We start from the raw sequence: 19,513 nt of genomic DNA, 5'->3' as shown, positions 1-19,513 counted from the left end.
GCCATGCTTCACTTCGACTTTGCAGGCTTGGTTGTCTCAGAAGTTGTTTTCTTTGACGTTGTCTCGGTCTTCTTCTCTGCAGGCTTTGTTTCTGACGACTTCGTCTCTGTCGAAGTAGAGCTGGAGTTCGGCTTGTCAGCCTTTGCAGCATCCCTGTATGACTTTGTCCGATAGTCTGTCTCGTAGAACCCTGATCCCTTGAAGAGCACCGCTGCGCCCGTGCCGATGAGTCGTTCGAGTGTGTTCTTGCCGCACTTCGGACACTTCCGCTTTGGGGCATCCTTCATCGACTGAAAGAGTTCGAACTCGTGCTCGCATGTGTTGCACCGATAGTCATAGGTTGGCATGTCAGGCATCCTCCGATGCGGCACTCGCATCATCAGGCATCGGCTGCTCGCCCGCCTTGGCAACAGCAACCTTCGCCGGGCGAATCACCCAGTCGTCCATGCGGTATCCTGACTGGAAGGTGCTCGCAACCGTGCCAGGTTTGACCTCGGCACTGATAATCTGCGTGACGGCTTCGTGCATACCGGGCTGGAACTCATCGCCAGCAGAAGGCGAGATCGTCTGCACGCCGTGCTGTTTGAGCACATTGATGAACGACTCGCGGATCATGCGTACGCCGTCGGCGAGTTGCTCTGCGCTGACCTTACTCGTGTCCTGCGCGAGCGCGAGGTCGAAGTGGTCGACAACACCGATGAACGACTGCACAACTCCCTTGATCGCCTGCTTTCGTGTCTCTGTTGCGCGCGTGGCTGATCGGCGTTCGATGTTTGCGCACTCAGCGAGCGCACGCTTCCACTTGTCCTCAAACTCGGTGCGCTCAGCAGCGAGTTGGACCATTGCTTGCGCGATGTCCTCTGGTGTAAACTCGTCGACGTAGACTTCGCCCTGCTCAGCTTGCGCTTTCAGATTGACGATCGCCTGATCCTCTGTCGATGTCTCGCTGGGTTGTTGCATCGGTTCTTCGTTCATATGTGTACAGCCTGCAATGAATGGCGATCAGCCACCCAGCATGTCCCTCATCTTCTTCCAGAAACTGGTGGATTCAGGATGAATCTTTTCGTCCTCGGTCGCAGCGAACTCGCGGAGAATCTTTTCCTGCTCGCTCGACAGTTTGGTTGGAATCTCGATCTTTGCAACAACCACAAGCTCGCCGCGTCTGCCCGAACGCAGGTTCGGAAGTCCCTTGCCTGGTACACGGAAGATCGCGCCATGTTGCGTCGAGCGTGGGATGGAAATCTTCGTCTCGCCATCGAGTGTGGGGCAGTCGATCTCTGCGCCGAGTGTCGCCTGCGTAAACGAGATCGGGAGTTCGAGAATGAGATGGTCACCCTCGCGCCCGAAGAGTTCGTGCTCCTGAATGCCGACAACAACGTGCAGATCGCCGCGCATGCCGTCGCCGTTTGCGGATGCCTCGCGTGGTGGCGGTTCGCCCTCACCCCGGACACGGATTGTCTGTCCATGCTGGATGCCAGCCGGGATTTTTACGCTGAGTTTGCGATCGGTTGGCGTGCGTCCTTTGCCTTTGCAATCCGTGCAGTGCTCCTTCACAATTGTGCCAGCGCCTTTGCACACGGGACACGCGACGACCATACGGAACATGCCGCCCATCCCGGTCTGTTGTACCTTGCCCTGCCCTCCACACTGTGCGCACGTTGTCGCACTCGTGCCAGGCTTTGCGCCGGATCCGGAGCACTTCTTGCACACATCCATGCGCGTGAACTCGACATCCTTCTCTGTGCCTGTGAGTACTTCTGCAAGTGTGACGTAGACCTGTGTTTCAAGGTCGTACCCGCGCGCGGGACCTCGCCGTCCGCGAGCGCTGCCACCACCGAATCCGCCGCCCATGCCGCCGAAAATATCGTTGAACATCGAGAAGATGTCCGTGACATCCATGCGGGAGAAGTCGTGCCCAGCAGAGCCGGAACCACGCACGCCAGCGTGCCCGTACTGGTCGTACATCTGGCGTTTCTGCGCATCTGACAGCACGTCATACGCCTCGGCAGCTTCCTTGAACTTCTCCTCGGCTTCCTTGTCATCGCCGTTGCGATCGGGATGATACTTCATCGCGAGCCTGCGATAAGCACGCTTGATATCGTCCGCGCTTGCGCTGCGCTCAATGCTGAGTATCTCGTAATAGTCGCGTGTGGTCGGCATTATGATCTTTGCTTCTTTCTTGCTGTTTCCTCTCGTTGAGCTTGAAGTCGATCCACATATTCCTTGCGATGTTCTACAACAACTCCTTTAGTAATCAAATCTTTAAACTCTGTTCGAAGTTGCGATAGTTCTTGAACAATCTTAGACAATGGACGATTATCACCAATATTTGTGTGTTCATATGATTTCACTTCTAGGAAGTTAGGGGTAGAGTGAAGTATCTGTTGAGAATCAGAAAATTCGCAATCAATTCGAATGAAACCATCACCAACTAGACTGTGAAGGCCACCATATTGTCCCCAAAGCAACTCACGATAATCTCCTGCCGCAAGTGCAGGAATACCAGTTGCTATTGGTCCAAGTAAAGGTTGCGCGCTTTCCGGATCAATTGGAGCAAAACCAAAGCCTTTTTTAAGTTCTGTTGATGATTTGAACTTAATGTCAAAAGCAGGTTCTTGTCCTATATTTTCAATTCGAACATAAATGCAAGTAGGAGCGTCCAAAGTTGTGTAAGTGCGAATAATCACTTTGGGAGCTGACTGCGATCTTTGCCATCTAAACGCCCTAGTTGATACTCTGAGCGACAAAAACGCTGCTATAGCACTCGCTATTGCTGCAAGTGACGAAGTTGCTGCAATTGTTATGGAAGCCCAAGTATCCATAAATAGACCCGTGTAGCGTTTCCGCCACGGGGTCAATGTGTTCAAACTTACGCAATCGCGCCCGCGACGATCTCTTCCTCTTCCTTGAGATCGGTGATGAGCACGTCGGTTGTCAGCATCAGACCAGCAACCGATGCGGCTTGTGTCAGCGCGGTCTTGGCGACGAGTGCAGGATCGATGATGCCCAGACGGATCATGTCGCCGTACTCACCGGTTGACGCGTTGAACCCGTAGTTCACGGAGTCGTTGTCGAGGATGTTCTCGACCACAACATCGCCGTCGTACCCAGCGTTGACTGCGATCTGATGCGCACACGATGAGAGCGCATCAGCCACAATGTCGTATCCGAACTTCTCATCGTTCTTTGCTTTGGACTGCGCGTTCTCGACCGCGTCGATAGCGCGGAGCAGCGCAACACCGCCGCCGGGGACGTATCCCTCGCGAGCTGCTGCGCGTGTCGCGTGGAGGGCATCGTCGACGAGGTCCTTGAGTGATTTCATCGCGGTCTCGGTTGCGCCGCCGACATTAATGATGGCAACGCCGCCGGTTAGCTTGGCAAGGCGTTCCTGCAACTTCTCTCGGTCGTAGTCGGATGTGGACTTGTCGTATGCAGCTTTGATCTGATCGGCGCGGGACTTGATCGCAGCCTTCTTGCCAGCACCCTCGACGATTGTTGTATCGTCCTTGGTGATGACGATCTTGCGTGCCTTGCCGAGTTCCGAGAGCTCGATCGACTCAATGGTTCGGCCGAGGTCTTCAGAGAAGAACGTGCCGTTGGTGAGCACGCCGATGTCGCCGAGCATGGCCTTGCGACGATCACCGAATCCGGGAGCCTTAACTGCAGCGATCTTCAATGCGCCGCGCAGACGGTTGATCACGAGTGCTGCGAGTGCTTCGGACTCGACATCCTCAGCGATGATGAGCAGTGGTTTGCCCGCGCCCGCGACCTTGTTCAGGAGTGGAATCAGATCGGTCAGGTTCGCGATCTTCTTTTCGTAGATCAGCACATACGCGTCTTCGAGCACGCACTCTGCGGTCTTCGGATCGGTCATGAAATATGGCGAGAGATATCCCTTGTCGAACTGCATGCCCTCGACATAGTCGAGCGTGGTCTCGTTGCCCTTGCCTTCCTCGACCTCGACAACACCATCAGCGCCGACCTTTGAGATCGCTTCTGCGATGAGCTCACCAACCTGCGCGTTGTGGTTTGCGGAGACGGTTGCGATCTTCTGCAGATCGGCCTTGCCCTTGCACGGATTGGCGATGCTGGTGATGTATTCGGCAGCAACACTTGCAGCGTTGTTGATTCCGCGCTGGAGTTGGACAGTGTTTGCGCCAGAGATCGCGTAACGCAGGCCTGAGTTGAAGATCGCCTGCGCGAGGACGGTGGCAGCAGTCGTGCCGTCGCCAGCCTTGTCGTTGGCTTTCTTTGCGACCTCGTTGACCATCTTCGCGCCCATCGCAGCGAAGCGCTCGGGAAGATCGACTTCCTTCGAGACGGACACGCCGTCCTTTGTCACAGACGGACCGCCGAATGACTTCTGGATGACGACATGACGACCCGACGGTCCCATGGTGACTTTCACAGCGTCGGCCAAACGGTCCACGCCCTTTTTCATTTCGATCAACGCGTTCTGATCGAACATGACCTGCTTTGTTGCCATTGTGTGTTCCTTCGAGCCTTTCGCCAGCGTTCGGCGGTATGTCTGTGTTTACTGAATACTCAATCGATACAAATGGACGCGATGCGCGACTTAGCCCTCGATCACGCCGAGCAACTCGGACTCGCGCATGATCAGATGCTTCACGCCCTTGATCTCAACAGTCGTGCCCGCGTACTGCGAGTAGACAACAGTGTCGCCCTTCTTCACGGACAGCGCCGCGCGTGTGCCGTTGTCGAGCAGCTTGCCCGGACCGGTCGAGATGATCTTGCCCTGGATGGGTTTTTCCTTGGCGCTCTCGGGGAGATACAGGCCCGAGCTTGTCTTGTTGTCCTGCTCGATGGGCTTGACGAGAACGCGATCTTCGAGTGGCTTGACTGCCATGTGTGTGTCTCCGTGAATCAATCGTGCGAACGTGTTTGTGTCTGACGATTTGTCAGATGTGTGTGATGTGAACTCAGACCGCAACGGATGGGCTGAGTGACGATTTCATTGTGTTTGCCGACGATGCTGCTGGAACAACGACATCGGGTGTGGTGTGTGATGATGTCTGACGCGAAGCGCTCGCGCCAGATTCTCGATGCGACTGGTCCGTATTGTGGACTTTCGTCGCTCTGATGCAGAGCTGCTCACTGAACAGGATGCCCTTGGACAGCATCCACATGGTCAGATCGCGCTTTGCTTTCTTGTCTTCGTCAGACGATGCTCTGCGCTGGCACGCCGACTTTGTGTATGGCACAAGAAGCCCGTACAGCGCCATCGCGACTCTGCTCGTCGTGTTGGTCTTCGTGACGCGCATCTCCTCGATGCGAAGGCCGGAACGCCAGAGCAGGTAGTGCAGTGTTGGGAAGTCCACGCACCGATGGTGGTACTCCTCCATGCGGTTGAGTGGGACATCCGCTGGCACGGGCTCGCGTTTCATGTCCGGGATCCCCGAGAGCAGGAAACGCAGACGCGACGAGAGGCGATGCACATTTGGCGTGGTCAGGACGAGCGTGCCATTGGGTTTGAGCACACGCGCAGCTTCTGAGATGAAGTTGCGATGCCCCTCCACGTGCTCGATCACCTCGACTGAGTACACGAGATCGAACCGGTTGTCCTCGTACGGGAGTGGCGAGTTCAGGTCGATGCCCGTGTCGATGCGCGACGCGATGTCCTGCGGATGCTCGCGATAGCGGATGTAGTCGTCGGTCTCGGAACGGAAGGTCGTGCCCCGCACATCAACACCATCGCGTGCGAGCGTTTCGAGCATGTGCCCGTCGCCGCACCCGAGTTCGAGACAGGCGCAGGATCGGTAGTCCGGAAGACTCCGGATGAGATCCATTGCTGCGGTGTTGACGTAATCCTGTGCCATGTTCTCTGTGTCTCAGCGGACGAGTTCTTAGAACCCCATGCCACCCATTCCAGGCATGCCACCCATACCGCCCATGCCTCCCATTCCAGGCATGCCGCCACCCATACCACCGCCGTGGCCGTGGTCGTGACCCTTCGCTTCGGGCTTGGATGTGATGAGGCAGTCTGCTGTCAGCAGGATGGATGCAACGCTCGCCGCGTTCTGGAGCGCGGAACGATCGACCTTCGCGGGTGTGATGACACCGTCACGCAGCAGATCGCCGTACTCGTCGGTCAGCGCGTTGTACCCGAAGTTCTGCTCCTTGCTCTCCTCGACCTTGTGGACGACGACGGTGCCCTTGACGCCCGCGTTGTCTGCGATGGTCTTGAGCGGAACAGCGAGCGCCTTAAAGATGACATTCTGTCCAGCAGCAACGTCGTAGTGCGCACGGCCGACGTCGTCTGCTGAGACCTCGTTCTTCTTGCCGTAAACCGATTTCCACTCGGGGAGCTTCTCGATCGCGTGACGCGAGCGAACGAACGACACACCGCCGCCGGGGACGATGCCCTCTGTGAGCGCTGCGCGGGTCGCGTGGAGTGCGTCCTCAATGCGTGCCTTCTTCTCTTTCATCTCGGCTTCGGATGCTGCGCCGACGTTGATCTGCGCAACACCACCTGTGAGCTTGGCGAGGCGCTCCTGCAGCTTCTCGCGGTCGTAATCGGAGGATGATGCCTCGATCTCGCGCCGGATCTGCTCGATGCGAGCCTGAATGTCCTTTGTTGCGCCAGCACCCTCGATGATGGTGGTGTTGTCGGCATCGACCTCGATCTTCTTTGCCATACCGAGATGCGACATCTCGACGCTCTCGATGTCGAGTCCGAGATCCTTCATGATCGGCTGCGCGCCGGTGAGCGCTGCGATGTCGCCGAGCATGGCCTTGCGACGATCGCCGTAACCGGGAGCTTTGACAGCTGCAACCTGCAGCGTGCCACGGAGTTTATTGATGACGAGCGTGGAGAGTGCTTCGCCCGTGATGTCTTCGGCGATGATGAGAAGTGGCTTCTTTGCCTTCATCACGGCTTCGAGCAATGGCACGAGCTTCTGTGCGCTCTCGATCTTGTCCTCGTGGATCAGCACGAGGCACTTGTCGAACTCGACGCGCATGTCGTCGGGGTTCGTGACAAAGTTCGGCGAGAGATACCCGCGATCGAACTGCATGCCCTCGACGACGGTGACATCGGTCTCAAGGCTCTTGCCCTCCTCGACCGTGATCACGCCGTCCTTGCCGACCTTCTGGAAGGCATCGGCCATGATCTTGCCGACCTCGCTGTCGTTGTTCGCGCTGATAGTGGCGACGTTCTGGATGTCCGCCTTGCCCTTGATGGGGGTGGACATGGCATCGATCTGCTTGGTGACGACGTTGGTTGCGCTGCGAATACCACGAACGAGCGCGTTTGCGTCAACACCAGCGGAGATCATGGTCAGGCCTTCGCGGAAGATGGCTTCTGCGAGGACAGTCGCGGTGGTGGTGCCATCGCCTGCGTCGTCGCTGGTCTGGCTGGCAGCTTCTTTCACGAGCATGACGCCCATGTTCTTTGCCTTGTCGCGGAGCTGGATCTCTTCCGCGACAGACACGCCGTCCTTTGTGACGGTCGGACCGCCCCAGGACTTGTCGAGCACCGCGTTGCGGCCGCGCGGGCCGAGAGTGCTTTTGACTGCTTTGGCGAGGATCTCCACGCCTTCGAGAAGCGACTGGCGTGCGTCAATGTCGAAGGTCAGTTCTTTCGTTGCCATGTGGGCTCAACTCCCTGAAAACGGATGACTCGTATGCGTTTGAGAGACCGGAACAGGCTGGCGAAGCGTCTCGTCCCAGCCGGAAATGCGAATGAACGGGCACAAACCCGTGCTGGTGGGTTTGCAAAGTCTGTGCCAGTTATCAGGGCATGGGGTCGATAGACATGAGCCGGCACACGAACTCAGGCTGCCTGTTGTCCGTCGAAATGATGGCAGAATGCGACTCTGAGCCTGTCGGTTGTAGGTGAGCGTGGCTGGCTCGGGCAGATGGCCCACGTCCGGTTCCATTGATCTGCCAAGCTGGCAGGCATCTGTGTGTAGTTTTTTCGCGTCCCATAGCACCGGATCAGGAGGGTCGGGTACCGGTCGGATGGGCAGAAGTCCCGCATTGCCCGGTGTTTCGGGCAGCCGACGTGGATTGAGGAGCGTTCCCGGTCGATACCCACAGCGAAATGAACGGTCACGAGCACGATAACTTCGACCATGCTGGTCAGCCCGGGAACATCGACGAGCTTCCCGAGCCAGCATTTGCACCCGCGACCGCGGACCGCGTGACCGAACTCGCCCACGAGATCAACAACATGCTCGACGGGTCGATGCGCTGCCTGATGCTCGCGCGACGGGCACTCGACGAGGCGAAGCAGGAAGTCACACAGCCGAGCCCGCTTGAGCAGGCCCATCAGCACATCAACACCGCGGTCAGTTCGCTTGAGCAGATGGGCAAACTCGTCCACGAACGGATGATGGCGCTTGCACCGATCAACGTGCAGCAGGCATCGTCGGACGAGAACGATCCGAGCGCTGTTCGGCCGTCCGTTGCGCACGTTGTTCGCCACGCGTGCGAACTCGTGATGCCCAAGGCGCTCGAGTGCGGCGCGGAGGTTGTGTACGAGATCGACGACGCGTGCAAGGATCTCGACAGCGGACCGCTCTATCCCGTTGTGCTCAACGGCGTACTCAATGCGATCGAAGCGATCGGTCTGTTCAAGCAGCCTGGGCGCGTGACTGTGCTTGCGCGATGTATCGAAGCAGGTGCGCAGGGTTCGGTTGTTCGCATCGAAGTTCTCGACAACGGTCCGGGTCTTCCCGTTGGTGTGCCGGTGAAAATGCTGTTCGATCATGGGTACTCGACAAAGCCTGCGCTGAAGGACGGAACGCCGATCGGCATTGGTCTCTCGCTATCGAAGCAGATCATCACGCAAGCCGGCGGCACAATCGAGCTGCGCAATCGTACGGATGTTGATCGCGGTGCAGCACTCGTGTTTGTGGTTCCAGTCCGCACGGGTGTTGTTGGTGGCGACGTGTCCGTTGGCTGATGCAGTGTGGAGGCAGCATGTCGCAGGCTCCATCCCAACTCTCCAGCACGCGCGTGTTGGTTGTCGATGACGATCCGATTGTTCTTGCATCGGTGTGTGAACTGCTCGAATCATTCGGCGGCGAGTGTCTTTCTGCGGACTCCATCGCATCGTGCGAAGAAGCAATCGCAGCACACGATGTAGATGTTGTCCTGCTCGACGCGTCACTCCCCGATGGTTCCGGCGTTGATCACGTTCGGCATATCCGCGAGATTGCACCGCACGCGTGCGTGATCATCATGACGGGACACGCGACATTGCACGCAGCGGTGAAAGCGATGCGGTCCGGTGCTTCAGATTTTTTGACAAAGCCCGTTGTTGATCGCGAACTGCTGCAATCGATCGATCGTGCGTTGACCCAACGCCGACTCGAAGGCAAGGCACCCGCACCGAGAGCGGACAACACTGCCGCGCTCGATCGCGTGCTCGGGTCAGACGCTCGCATGCTGCGCATTCGCGAGATGGTCGAGTCCGTTGCGCCCACGAAAGCAACAGTTCTGATGACGGGCGAGTCGGGCGTTGGCAAGTCCATGATCGCGCGGGCGATCCACGAGCACTCGCCGCGATCGGACGAGCCGTTCATCGAACTGGCCTGTGGGTCGATTCCCGAGACACTGCTCGAATCGGAACTCTTCGGGCACGTCAAGGGTGCCTTCACAGGCGCGCACACGGACAAAATGGGGCGGTTTCTCGCTGCCAACAACGGAACGATTTTTCTAGACGAAATCAACTCTGCATCGCCCGCAATGCAGCTCAAGCTCCTGCGCGTGCTTCAGGAGAAGAAGTTCGAGCCGGTGGGGTCGTCAGAGACGATCGAGGTCGATGTGCGCGTGGTGCTTGCGACGAATCAGCCGCTCGACACACTTGTTGAAGCTGGGCAGTTCAGACAGGATCTGTACTACCGCATCAATGTGGTGGGGATCGAGATTCCGCCGTTGCGGGATCGAAGGCAGGACATCGCCACAATGGCCCGCGCGTTTCTGGAGCGCCAGTGCGAGGAGCTGGGCAAGCAGATCATCGGGTTCGATGAGGACGCGCTCGATGCGATCTGCCGGTACAACTACCCCGGCAACGTGCGCGAGCTTGAGAATGTCGTTGCTCGTGCTGCTGTGTTGACCTCGCGTCAGCGGCTCTCGATGGAGGACCTTCCGGAAACACTTCAAGCAAGTGCGCCAGCAGCACCACAAGTATCGAGTGCAGCGCCCACACATGATCAACCGCTAGCTACCGCGTGGGCGCAGCAGTCTCTGGAGATGTCCCTTGCCCAGACGGAAGCTGCCATCCTGCGCGCTGCACTAGATGCCAACGGCTGGAATCGGACGCAGACAGCTGACGCGCTCCGCATCAATCGGGCGACGCTCTACAAGAAGATGAAGCAGCTCGGAATCAACGAGCCTGTCGAACGCAAAGCCGGCTAAACGAACAGACTTTTCTCGCGATCGATCTACGATTTATCGATTGACCACCGAATCAAGCCAACCACATCCCCGTGCGCCAGCAGCACGGCAGTCCGACTCGATGGCTGGCGTGCTGATGGGTATTGGCGCATACATGTGGTGGGGCGGCGTAACCGCAATCTATGTGAAATCGGTCAGCCACGTGAACTCGTTTGACGTGCTCGCGCATCGGATTGTCTGGGCCTCGATCAACCTGCTACCGATTCTCTTTCTCTGGCCAAATGCAAGAAAACAGCTCGCATTCCTGCGCTCTTGGCCTGTTGTCAGACTCCTGCTACTCACAACGCTCTTTATTGTGGCGAACTGGCTCGCGTTCATCTACGCGGTGTCGAATAACAGGCTGCTCGAAGCGAGCGTTGGGTACTTTGTGACGCCACTCGTCAGTGTCGTTCTGGCGCGCATTTTTCTTGCAGAACGGATGAATACTGCGCAACAGATATCCGTCTGTTGCGTTGTGCTTTCGGTCGTGATCCGAGTCTGGCATACTGGCACACTCTCGTGGATATCTGCTGTGCTCGCACTGTCCTTCGGGTTTTATGGGCTGCTTCGAAAGAAAGGGGAGCTTGCAGCACTTCCCAATCTTGCGCTCGAAGCGACAATCGCAATGCCGTTCGCTGCAGCGTTTCTGCTCTATAGACTGTCGCAGGGCGAGCCATCGTTCGGGACCGACACGAAGACAACAGTTCTACTGCTGCTCGGCGGGATTGTCACGATCGTGCCGTTGCTGTTCTTCGCTGGTGCTGCGAGGCGACTGCGCCTGACGACGCTCGGCATGATCCAGTATCTTGCCCCGATTGGCCAGTTGATCCTGAGTGTGTGGGTATTCAAGGAGCGAACACTCGAGGCTGTGGACTATGTCACGCTCGGGCTGATCTGGCTTGCGCTTGTAATTTACACGATTGATGGGTTTCGTCGCAGGCCAAGAAAACCGCGTTCCCTGTGAAGTTTGATGCGTTGCCGACATTCAGAGGTTGGGTGGGTATGATGCACGGAGTCATTTATTACTCAACAGCAACACTGATCCATCGGGAGAAACGCCATGACAGTCGCAAGCGCACGTCACATTCTCGTTGATACAGAAGCCAGAGCACTCGAACTCAAGAAGGAGATTGAGGGCGGTGCAGACTTTGCGGAACTTGCGAAAAAGCACTCGTCATGTCCCTCGGGACAGAGCGGTGGGGCACTCGGTGAGTTCACGCCTGGACGGATGGTTCGTGAGTTCGATGAAGTTGTGTTCAGCGATCTGCCGGTCGGTCAGGTGTCAGAGCCGGTCAAGACCCAGTTCGGGTATCACCTCGTTGAGGTAACCGCACGTCGCTGACATCGGTGCGATACACGAAGTGGCTGATCGGCATTGGTGTCGGCTGTGTGCAACCACGTTTGCCGATATGCGCGTTGCATTGCAGCATGCGTGGCATTGGCGGCAAGCAGAAGCTGGGCGTTGACCGCACCTTTGGCGATCCTGCTTACGCAGGACATCAACTTTGGCCAGTGATGTTCGAACGCACGCCAGTGTGCGCTCTGCGCAACTCGCCGCAGCACCCACAGCGCCGATATCTGATGCGCTGTTCGATTGTCATGCAACATGGTTTCGATTGCTGCGATGGGAACAGGATCGTATGAAGAAGCGTTACAAGTGCCGATGAGAAGTGGATCAAACAGCAGCAGGTTCTTGAGCGCGTTCGCACGAACACGCTGATGGTGGTCTTCCTTCAACTCGATCATGCTCGAATAGAAGTGTCCATGAAGACCGGAAGATCGTTGTGTACGTGCAAGTGCAAAGAGCGATTCAACAGCGTTCGCCCTGACACGATCGTCGCTGCTCTGTAGTGAGATCTGAAGGGCCTGTTGGGCAGCCCCGATATTCGAGGCGTGGCCAAGAGCGCTTGCGGCGATCGCCTGCGCTCGCACAATCGCCCGATATTCAAGTGTATCGAGTGTCGATGGTTCTGGTGTAGCGGAGGTTGCAATGTCCGACACTTCGTGGAGTAACTCGTCCAGCAAGTGAAGGTCCAATGCAATCCGGATAGCACGGGCCTTTTCAACAGCGTGTGCGTGAACAAGCGTGTTGCGGAGACTGTCCACTTGTTCTTTTGTACTTGCAGGCGTGTGTTCTGGTAGTGACTCCAGCAGAAGCCGTGCGCAGCAGCGGACTCGCTCGTCTATGTGTCTCGTCAGTTGCTCCACGGCGATGTGATTTTTATCGTTTTTTTCCCACCATGAAGCCAGCGTTGCACAAAGAGCGACATTGCCATTCGGATCAAACTGTACATCGCGCAGCGGAGATGCTGGAAGGTATGGTATTGATGCTAGCCTTGCGTGTGCATCGGTTGAGACAGCGAGTTGCTCAACAATATGTTCAATGGCATGTTGAGATGTATTGGATGCCACAGCCATCTTGAGCAGTGAGATTCCATTCCGAGCATTTGATGGTGTTGGTGTTCCCTCGCGAAACAGCAATCCATCCTGTAACACTCTGGATCGTGCGGGGTGCATCAGGAGATGTGACATCTTTGCCACAATCTCGCTCGCGTTTGACGGCGGACTTGAGAGACGATCCATGGCTGCAACTGCAACAGTTGGATGTTTCAACCATCGGAGAGCGAGCGCGTATGTTGCGGGATGACGCGAGCGGCGCAGGCGCGTGCGAAGCTCATGAGCATACGGTGCCGCGTCTTCCAGAAGTGCCGATTCGTTGATATCTGCCTTGCACTGTCCATCAATGGTCATCGCGCAGAGTACAAGTGACGCGTGCAGGATGGATGCCTGCTTGTGCCTCTCCCAATGAATCAGGAGTCTTGGAACAGCAGATGCCACAGCAGTTGGCATTTCACGCCGTGCAAGTGAACATACGCGATCATCGATAGCATGTGCAGCGAGGGATGCAGTTTCGGCACTCTGATGCGTGACGAGTGAAGCGGTGTACTCCCATGATGTGCTGGAGTCGATCAGCCCAGCAATATGAACAGCTTCGGGCGCATGCCCTTTTTCTACCGCAAGCGTGAGCGTCTGTTTGAGTACTGGTGATGAAGCTCTGCGCAGGATATTGGTACATAGTGATTGAGTGTCTGAGTTCAGCTTGTGCCAGCAGCTGACAGCCTTACTGAGTGAACTGCAGACAACATAGTCTGCGATCTGATGTGACGTTGGTGTTGCAACTCCGAGGCTTGTAAGGACATTCTGCACTGCGCTTGGCTTTGCGAGTCGGTGGATTGCATCATCGACCAGCGTCAGCAACTCCATTGCCGTGCGAGTGATGTCCTCACCTTTACAGGCATCAAGTCGGGTCGTCAGCAGCACCAGTTTCTGCTGGACCTGGGCTGGTAATCGAGAGGGGTTTGTTTGGTGTGTCACAGACATTGTGATCGATCTCTGGCTGTTTTTTCGGGCAGTTGCCGGTATAAGACGCAAAATCCACAAATCTCGTAGATTCCTTCTCGATGTTTGGTCTTGATCGGGTATATTGCGGTCGAGAGGAGAAAGTAGAGAGTCGCTTATTGGACGCTGCAGGATGCGGCGAGGTAGGATCAGACTCTTTACCAAGGCAGGGCTGTATGGGCTTACATACCGAACAAACAACTGCACAATCGTGCCAAGCCCACTTTGTGCTCTACGATCGTGCTCTACATCCGGAGCACTTTGAACTTCAAGGTCGCAGGTCTATTCGGCGCAAACACTACCAGATGGAAGCGTGGCTGCTCCAGGGCGGGCATGCAGTCAGATTTGAACACGGCACGTTGTGCGCGACGGAACTGGTGCTCGATTCCTCGACTCAACCGCCTTCGAAGGGCATTCTGACCAATGTGCCAGCATCTGGCGAGTTTGATCACGAGCATCACTTCAGTGGCCATGGGGTACTGCATCTCTGCAGCGTGCAGTCAGAGGTCATGACACCGGGCTTGTTTGTTACAGAACGCAAGCATATACGCGATTTCATCGAGCGCGAAGACCATCTCATGTGTGAGTGGGAGACACCAAAGGGGATCGATTTTTCTGGCTTGCACTTTGACAAGCGGGCAAACGAGATCCATATCGAGGCGTACCACTTCCGGGCAGATGGATGCCAGTTGATTCAAACCCACTCAATTTTCGAGCACGCAATATAAGCTCGCCAGATTCCGCCAAGGCACTATCATTGAAACTGCAATGAGAACACCGCTGTGGGATCCGCAGCGGGGAGTTTTCTCGTTCATCATGCCAGCGACGATCGACAGGACAATCCATGACACAGGCAAATGCATCAGAACCAGCGCCCAAGCAGTCGGACAACAAAAACCGGTGGAAGCAGACACTGAATCTGCCAAAGACCGACTTTCCTATGCGCGCCAATCTGATTCAGCGCGAGCCGGAGAGCCAGAAGCGATGGGAGTCTGCCGATCTTTACGGTCAGCTTCGTGCTATCGGTCCTGAAAAGAAGAACGGACGATTTGTGTTCCATGACGGCCCGCCGTACGCCAACGGGTCGATCCATCTCGGGCACCTTCTCAACAAGTGCCTGAAGGACTTTGTCGTGCGCTCGCGCACGATGATGGGATACGACGTGCCGTTCATCCCCGGATGGGATTGCCACGGACTTCCGATCGAGCACAAGGTCGTGACCGATCTTGAAGAGAAAGGCAAGATGGAGAAGCTGCTCGCGCTCCCGGATGATGCGCGCAAGATGGCGATCCGCAATGCTTGCAACGATCACGCGCACAAGTATGTGAAACTGCAAGCCGGGCAGATGAAACGCCTGCTCACTGTCGGCGATTATGACAATCCGTATCTGACACTCCAGCCGGAGTTTGAGCGCGGCGTGCTCGACGTGCTTGCAACACTTGTTGATGAGGGACTCGTTTTCCGCACCGGAAAGCCCGTGCACTGGTCGATCGCGAACCAGACTGCGCTCGCTGAGGCAGAACTTGAGTACGAGGACCGCGAAGACATCTCCGTCTTTGTTGACTTCGAGGCTGTCGATGCTGATGCGGTGTACGACGCGTTCGACCTGCCGAAGCACGATGATGAGGAGGAAACGGATTCGATCCCTGAGCCCGGGCAGCGTCCAAGCCAGTCGCCGAGTTTCATGATCTGGACAACAACGCCATGGACACTCCCTGCGAATCTCGCGATCGCTGTCAACACGCGCTACGAGTACGCGCTAGCGTGGGTTGACGGGAACGTGACTGTTGTGGCGAAGGATCTGCTCGAAACAGTGACAAAGAAAGCGAAGGCCGAGGATGTGCGCGTACTTGCAACGACGAGCGGCGAGCAACTGGTCGGTCTGAAGTACAAACACCCGTTCAATGATGCGCTCCCGAAGCTGCCGGATGATCCCGGTGCGAAGCCCGACAACTGCTGGTCGATTGTTGCAGCGGAGTACGTGACGCTTGAAGACGGCACGGGGCTGGTGCATACTGCGCCCGGGCACGGTGCCGAGGACTTTGCAACGGGCAAGCGCGAACACATCGCAGCGTACTGCCCGGTGCGCGAGGACGGCACATATGACGAAACTGTTGCGCCGTGGATTGCTGGGCTCGACATCTGGAAAGCGAACGAGTTGATCGTGAAGCACCTGCGCGAGAGCGGGCACCTATTCCACGACGAGAAGTTCATGCACTCGTATCCGCACGACTGGCGCAGCAAGACACCTGTCATCTTCCGCGCGACGGACCAGTGGTTCATCGGCGTTGATGTGCCGATGCGCGGTTCGAAAAAGACATTACGCGAGCTTGCACTGCGTGCAGCTGAAAAGGATGTCGAGTTCATCCCCGCGTGGGGACGCAATCGACTGCGCGGAATGCTCGAATCACGTCCCGACTGGTGCATCAGTCGCCAGCGCGCGTGGGGACTGCCCATCCCGGCGTTTGTCATGCCCAACGGCGACACATTTATGACCGGCCCCGTTGTGCGCGCGGTCGCGAAGGTTGTGCAGGAGAAGGGATCCGACGCGTGGTTCAAGTCCACTGCTTCGGATCTGCTCGCTGATTATGACCCGAAGCTCGATGCCGATGCGCCTGCGTCTTTGCGTGACGGTTCTGTGAAGCTCGATGAACTTCGTCGCGGTGAGGATATTCTCGATGTGTGGTTTGAGTCGGGCTCGACGTGGAACGCGTGCATGCGTCAGCGATCAGACGGCAAGGATTACCCAATGGAGGTCTATCTCGAAGGAGCCGACCAGCATCGCGGGTGGTTCCAGTCGTCATTGCTTGCTGCGCTGGGTGTGACGGGCAAGCCGCCATACAAGCGACTGCTCACGCACGGGTTCACCGTTGACAAGAACGGGCGGAAGATCTCAAAGTCTGATCCGCGCTCGAAGGATTATCAGGTCGATGCGATGCTCTCAAACTATGGCGCAGATGTCCTGCGCTGGTGGGTTGCGTCGACGAGTTACGATGGCGACATCAAGACCGATCTGCAGTTCTTCGATGACGCGGGAGAGGCTTATCGCAAGGTGCGAAACACGTTGCGTTTCATGCTCAGCAATCTTGGCGACTTCACGCCGACATGCGATGGCGCGCAGGGCAACTGTGTTGACTTGAAATCGATCGCTGCAACATCGCCCGAGGCGTGGGTGCTGGGTGAATACAACAAGTGCGCTGCGGAAGTTACTGCTGGATTCGAGGCGTACGAGTTCCAGCGCGTCGCCCGTGCGATCTACAACTTCTGCAACGACACACTCAGCGCGTCGTATCTTGCAGCGGTAAAGGATCGCCTCTACTGCGATGCGGTCGATGCGCCGCGCCGGCGACAGACCCAGACAACCCTGTGGGAACTGACGGATGGTCTGTGCCGACTGCTTGCGCCGATCTGCCCGCACACCGCTGACGAAGCGTTCCGTTCGTTGTGGAAGGTTGATGCAGCAAATACAGAGCGTTGCGTGCATCTACGCGAGTTTATCCCGTCGTTCGATGTCAGCACAGACGGCGCGTGGGATGCGTTCTGGGATGTGTACGAGGATGCTGCCCGCGTGCTCGAAACATACCGCCAGACAAACGATCTCGACAACCCGCTTGATGCAGGGCTCGTGCTTGCAGATACGAATGGCTCGCTGTCAACGCTTGATCCAAACGATCTGGCAGACTTCTTCGGCGTGTCGCGAGTGTCTGTAGACGCAAATGCAGCCGAGCACGTTGTGCATGATTTGCGCGCAGAATCCCGGTGCGAGCGTTCGTGGAAACGCGATGGCACAGTGCGCGAGCGTTCTGATGGCTCCGTCCTGAGTGATCGTGATGCGCAGGCTGTGGGTCTGGTATAGTTAGACTGGTTTGTCTGCACGATACATTGCGCAGATGCCAAAGGTAAGCGATGCTGCCTTTGCGCCTGCAAGCCCGGCGTTGGCGAGGTTGGCAAGCATCGTTTCGCGCTGCATGAACGTGCTCACAGAGCGTGGCAGGTACTTATATGCGCCGGATTTGTCGCGGCTGATGAGTGTTGCTGTCACCGGCATGATGTGGGCGCAGTAGATCGAGTTGAACCATCGCATCGGCGCGAACTTCGGTTGATCAAACTCAAGTATGACGAGCTTGCCACCCGGACGGAGCACGCGGAACATCTCAGCGATGCACTTTGTTGGATCAGTAACGTTGCGGATGCCAAACGCAATCGATACAACATCGAACGACGCGTCATCGAACGGGAGTTGCATCGCGTCTCCCTCAATGAAGGTTGTGTTTGATGCGTTGGCATTGTCACGTTTGATCTCGGCGTAGTCGAGCATCTCGCGTGTAAAGTCCAGACCAACGACCGATCGTGCGCCAGCCTTTGCAAACGCGAGCGAGAGATCGCCCGTGCCGCAGGCGCAGTCGAGCACATCGTCGGTTGGTTTCAGGTTCACCGATTTCACAGCGGCTCGTCGCCACGCCTGATCACGCCAGAGCGAGTGGACGCGGTTGTTCAGGTCGTAGCTGCGCGCAATCGCTGCGAACATGGATCTCACCTTCGCAGCTTTTTCAGGGTTCGCATGCGGATTTTCAGCACGATTGAGTTCGGCATCAGACCACCCGGCAGTTGTTGGGGAAGGTGTTTGTGCGGGTGCCGAACTTGTCATGGTCGATGGTACGCATGACGCGCGTTATGATCCGGTATGGCAACACACACACACGTTCGAACGGGTCTGTCTCGTCTCGCGATGCTCGCAGTTGCAGTCGTTGGTGCTGTCGCGTTCATCGGGTGCACGACCAACGAGGCGACTGGTAAACGCATTATCACATTCATGAGCATGGATCAGGAACTCGCGCTCGGTGCTGAGGCTGCTCCGCAGTTCACCGCTGAATATGGCGGCCAGGTCCCGGACGAGAAACTCCAGCAGTATGTGACCAACATTGGCAACTCGATGGCTGTGTATGCCGAGGGCGGGTACGACGAGATCCCGTGGACATTTACTTTGCTTAACAGTCCTGTCATCAATGCGTTCGCACTTCCGGGCGGCAAGGTGTTCTTTTCGCGCGGGCTCGCGGAGAAACTCGACAGTGAGGCGGAGATGGCTGGTGTCATCGGTCACGAGATCGGGCACGTGACTGCGCAGCATGGCAACCAGCGCATGAGTTCATCGACGCTGCTCCAGGCACTGGTGATGGGCGCTGTGGTGGTTGCTGGTACAGCTGACGAAGGATCGGATCTGCATCGTGCTGCGCAGGTCGGCGTTCCTGCGCTCTCGGTTGGTGGACAACTCGTGCTGCTGAAGTTCGGCCGCGACGAGGAACTCGAAGCGGATAGGCTCGGCGTGCGCTACATGACAAAGGCGGGGTACAACCCCCTCGGCCAGCTGCGCGTTATGCAAATTCTCAAGGCTGCTTCGAGTGGTGGTCGTCAGCCGGACATTCTCTCAACCCATCCCAATCCGGACGATCGCATCGCGCAGATCCAGTATCTGCTCGAAAACGACTACGCGTTTACACAGAATGATCCGCAGTTTCAGCTCTTTGAGCAGCGATATGACAACCAGTTCCTGAATCGTGTGAAGCAACTGCCGCCACCGCCCAAGCCGCAGGCAAACGGTCGTCGTGGCGTGATGACACCGTACTGGTGCCTGAACTGTCAGCAGACATTCAAGAGCAATGCGAAGCGGCGCAAGCCAGTAGCGAGAGGCCAAGTTCAGATCTTGTCGCCGTAA

The 19,513-nt window shown here is 57.0% G+C and carries 17 protein-coding genes; 7 read left to right on the top strand and 10 right to left on the bottom strand.

The window, feature by feature from the left end:
- Window positions 1-8: 8 nt before the first annotated feature.
- The 8 genes from H6815_13620 to groL (H6815_13585) all read right to left on the bottom strand — a co-directional run bounded on the left by H6815_13620 (window position 9) and on the right by groL (H6815_13585) (window position 7,610).
- Complete coding sequence (locus tag H6815_13620; protein ID MCB9861478.1) at window positions 9-347, bottom strand: zinc ribbon domain-containing protein; 339 nt, start codon at window positions 345-347, stop codon at window positions 9-11.
- 1 nt (window position 348) lies between these two features.
- On the bottom strand, window positions 349-975 hold the full coding sequence (locus tag H6815_13615; protein MCB9861477.1) for a nucleotide exchange factor GrpE: 627 nt from the start codon (window positions 973-975) through the stop codon (window positions 349-351).
- Between the two features lie 27 nt (window positions 976-1,002).
- The gene (gene dnaJ, locus H6815_13610; protein ID MCB9861476.1) at window positions 1,003-2,160 is read right to left on the bottom strand and encodes a molecular chaperone DnaJ; all 1,158 of its coding nucleotides are present in this window, start codon (window positions 2,158-2,160) and stop codon (window positions 1,003-1,005) included.
- Window positions 2,160-2,822: a hypothetical protein gene (locus H6815_13605; protein ID MCB9861475.1), complete on the bottom strand. Its 663-nt coding sequence runs from the start codon at window positions 2,820-2,822 to the stop codon at window positions 2,160-2,162. The genes dnaJ and H6815_13605 overlap by 1 nt, the downstream gene beginning before the upstream one ends.
- A 47-nt stretch (window positions 2,823-2,869) precedes the next feature.
- Entirely contained in the window at window positions 2,870-4,486 is a 1,617-nt protein-coding gene (gene groL, locus H6815_13600; GenBank protein ID MCB9861474.1) for a chaperonin GroEL, read from the bottom strand.
- A 90-nt stretch (window positions 4,487-4,576) separates the two neighbouring features.
- Window positions 4,577-4,867 (bottom strand): co-chaperone GroES, encoded by a 291-nt coding sequence (locus H6815_13595; GenBank protein MCB9861473.1) that lies wholly within the window; start codon window positions 4,865-4,867, stop codon window positions 4,577-4,579.
- A gap of 73 nt (window positions 4,868-4,940) precedes the next feature.
- Window positions 4,941-5,837, bottom strand: coding sequence for a class I SAM-dependent methyltransferase (locus tag H6815_13590; protein ID MCB9861472.1), 897 nt, complete (start codon window positions 5,835-5,837; stop codon window positions 4,941-4,943).
- Window positions 5,838-5,864: 27 nt separating this feature from the next.
- The gene (groL, locus tag H6815_13585) at window positions 5,865-7,610 is read right to left on the bottom strand and encodes a chaperonin GroEL (protein MCB9861471.1); all 1,746 of its coding nucleotides are present in this window, start codon (window positions 7,608-7,610) and stop codon (window positions 5,865-5,867) included.
- A gap of 452 nt (window positions 7,611-8,062) precedes the next feature.
- Here groL (H6815_13585) and H6815_13580 point away from each other — a divergent pair, with 452 nt between their 5' ends.
- The 4 genes from H6815_13580 (at window position 8,063) to H6815_13565 (ending at window position 11,743) form a co-directional block, all read left to right on the top strand.
- Entirely contained in the window at window positions 8,063-8,926 is an 864-nt protein-coding gene (locus H6815_13580) for a HAMP domain-containing histidine kinase (protein MCB9861470.1), read from the top strand.
- Window positions 8,927-8,943: 17 nt separating this feature from the next.
- Window positions 8,944-10,383, top strand: coding sequence for a sigma-54-dependent Fis family transcriptional regulator (locus H6815_13575; protein ID MCB9861469.1), 1,440 nt, complete (start codon window positions 8,944-8,946; stop codon window positions 10,381-10,383).
- 40 nt (window positions 10,384-10,423) lie between these two features.
- Window positions 10,424-11,365: an EamA family transporter RarD gene (rarD, locus tag H6815_13570; GenBank protein ID MCB9861468.1), complete on the top strand. Its 942-nt coding sequence runs from the start codon at window positions 10,424-10,426 to the stop codon at window positions 11,363-11,365.
- A 96-nt stretch (window positions 11,366-11,461) separates the two neighbouring features.
- On the top strand, window positions 11,462-11,743 hold the full coding sequence (locus H6815_13565; protein MCB9861467.1) for a peptidylprolyl isomerase: 282 nt from the start codon (window positions 11,462-11,464) through the stop codon (window positions 11,741-11,743).
- On the opposite strand, the gene H6815_13560 is transcribed toward H6815_13565, so the two are convergent.
- Entirely contained in the window at window positions 11,713-13,782 is a 2,070-nt protein-coding gene (locus tag H6815_13560) for a hypothetical protein (GenBank protein ID MCB9861466.1), read from the bottom strand. The genes H6815_13565 and H6815_13560 overlap by 31 nt on opposite strands.
- Before the next feature lie 194 nt (window positions 13,783-13,976).
- On the opposite strand from H6815_13560, the gene H6815_13555 reads away from it, so the two are divergent.
- Window positions 13,977-14,528, top strand: a complete 552-nt coding sequence (locus H6815_13555; GenBank protein MCB9861465.1) for a hypothetical protein — start codon at window positions 13,977-13,979, stop codon at window positions 14,526-14,528.
- Window positions 14,529-14,644: 116 nt separating this feature from the next.
- Complete coding sequence (ileS, locus tag H6815_13550) at window positions 14,645-17,656, top strand: isoleucine--tRNA ligase (protein MCB9861464.1); 3,012 nt, start codon at window positions 14,645-14,647, stop codon at window positions 17,654-17,656.
- On the opposite strand, the gene ubiE is transcribed toward ileS, so the two are convergent.
- Window positions 17,657-18,448: a bifunctional demethylmenaquinone methyltransferase/2-methoxy-6-polyprenyl-1,4-benzoquinol methylase UbiE gene (ubiE, locus tag H6815_13545; protein MCB9861463.1), complete on the bottom strand. Its 792-nt coding sequence runs from the start codon at window positions 18,446-18,448 to the stop codon at window positions 17,657-17,659.
- A gap of 36 nt (window positions 18,449-18,484) precedes the next feature.
- Between ubiE and H6815_13540 the strand changes: the two genes are divergently transcribed.
- On the top strand, window positions 18,485-19,513 hold the full coding sequence (locus H6815_13540; protein MCB9861462.1) for a M48 family metalloprotease: 1,029 nt from the start codon (window positions 18,485-18,487) through the stop codon (window positions 19,511-19,513).

This window comes from Phycisphaeraceae bacterium (assembly GCA_020639155.1).
Lineage (GTDB): Bacteria > Planctomycetota > Phycisphaerae > Phycisphaerales > UBA1924 > JACKHF01.
Note: the sequence above shows the minus strand (reverse complement) of the source record. Positions and strands in the feature narration are given on the sequence as shown.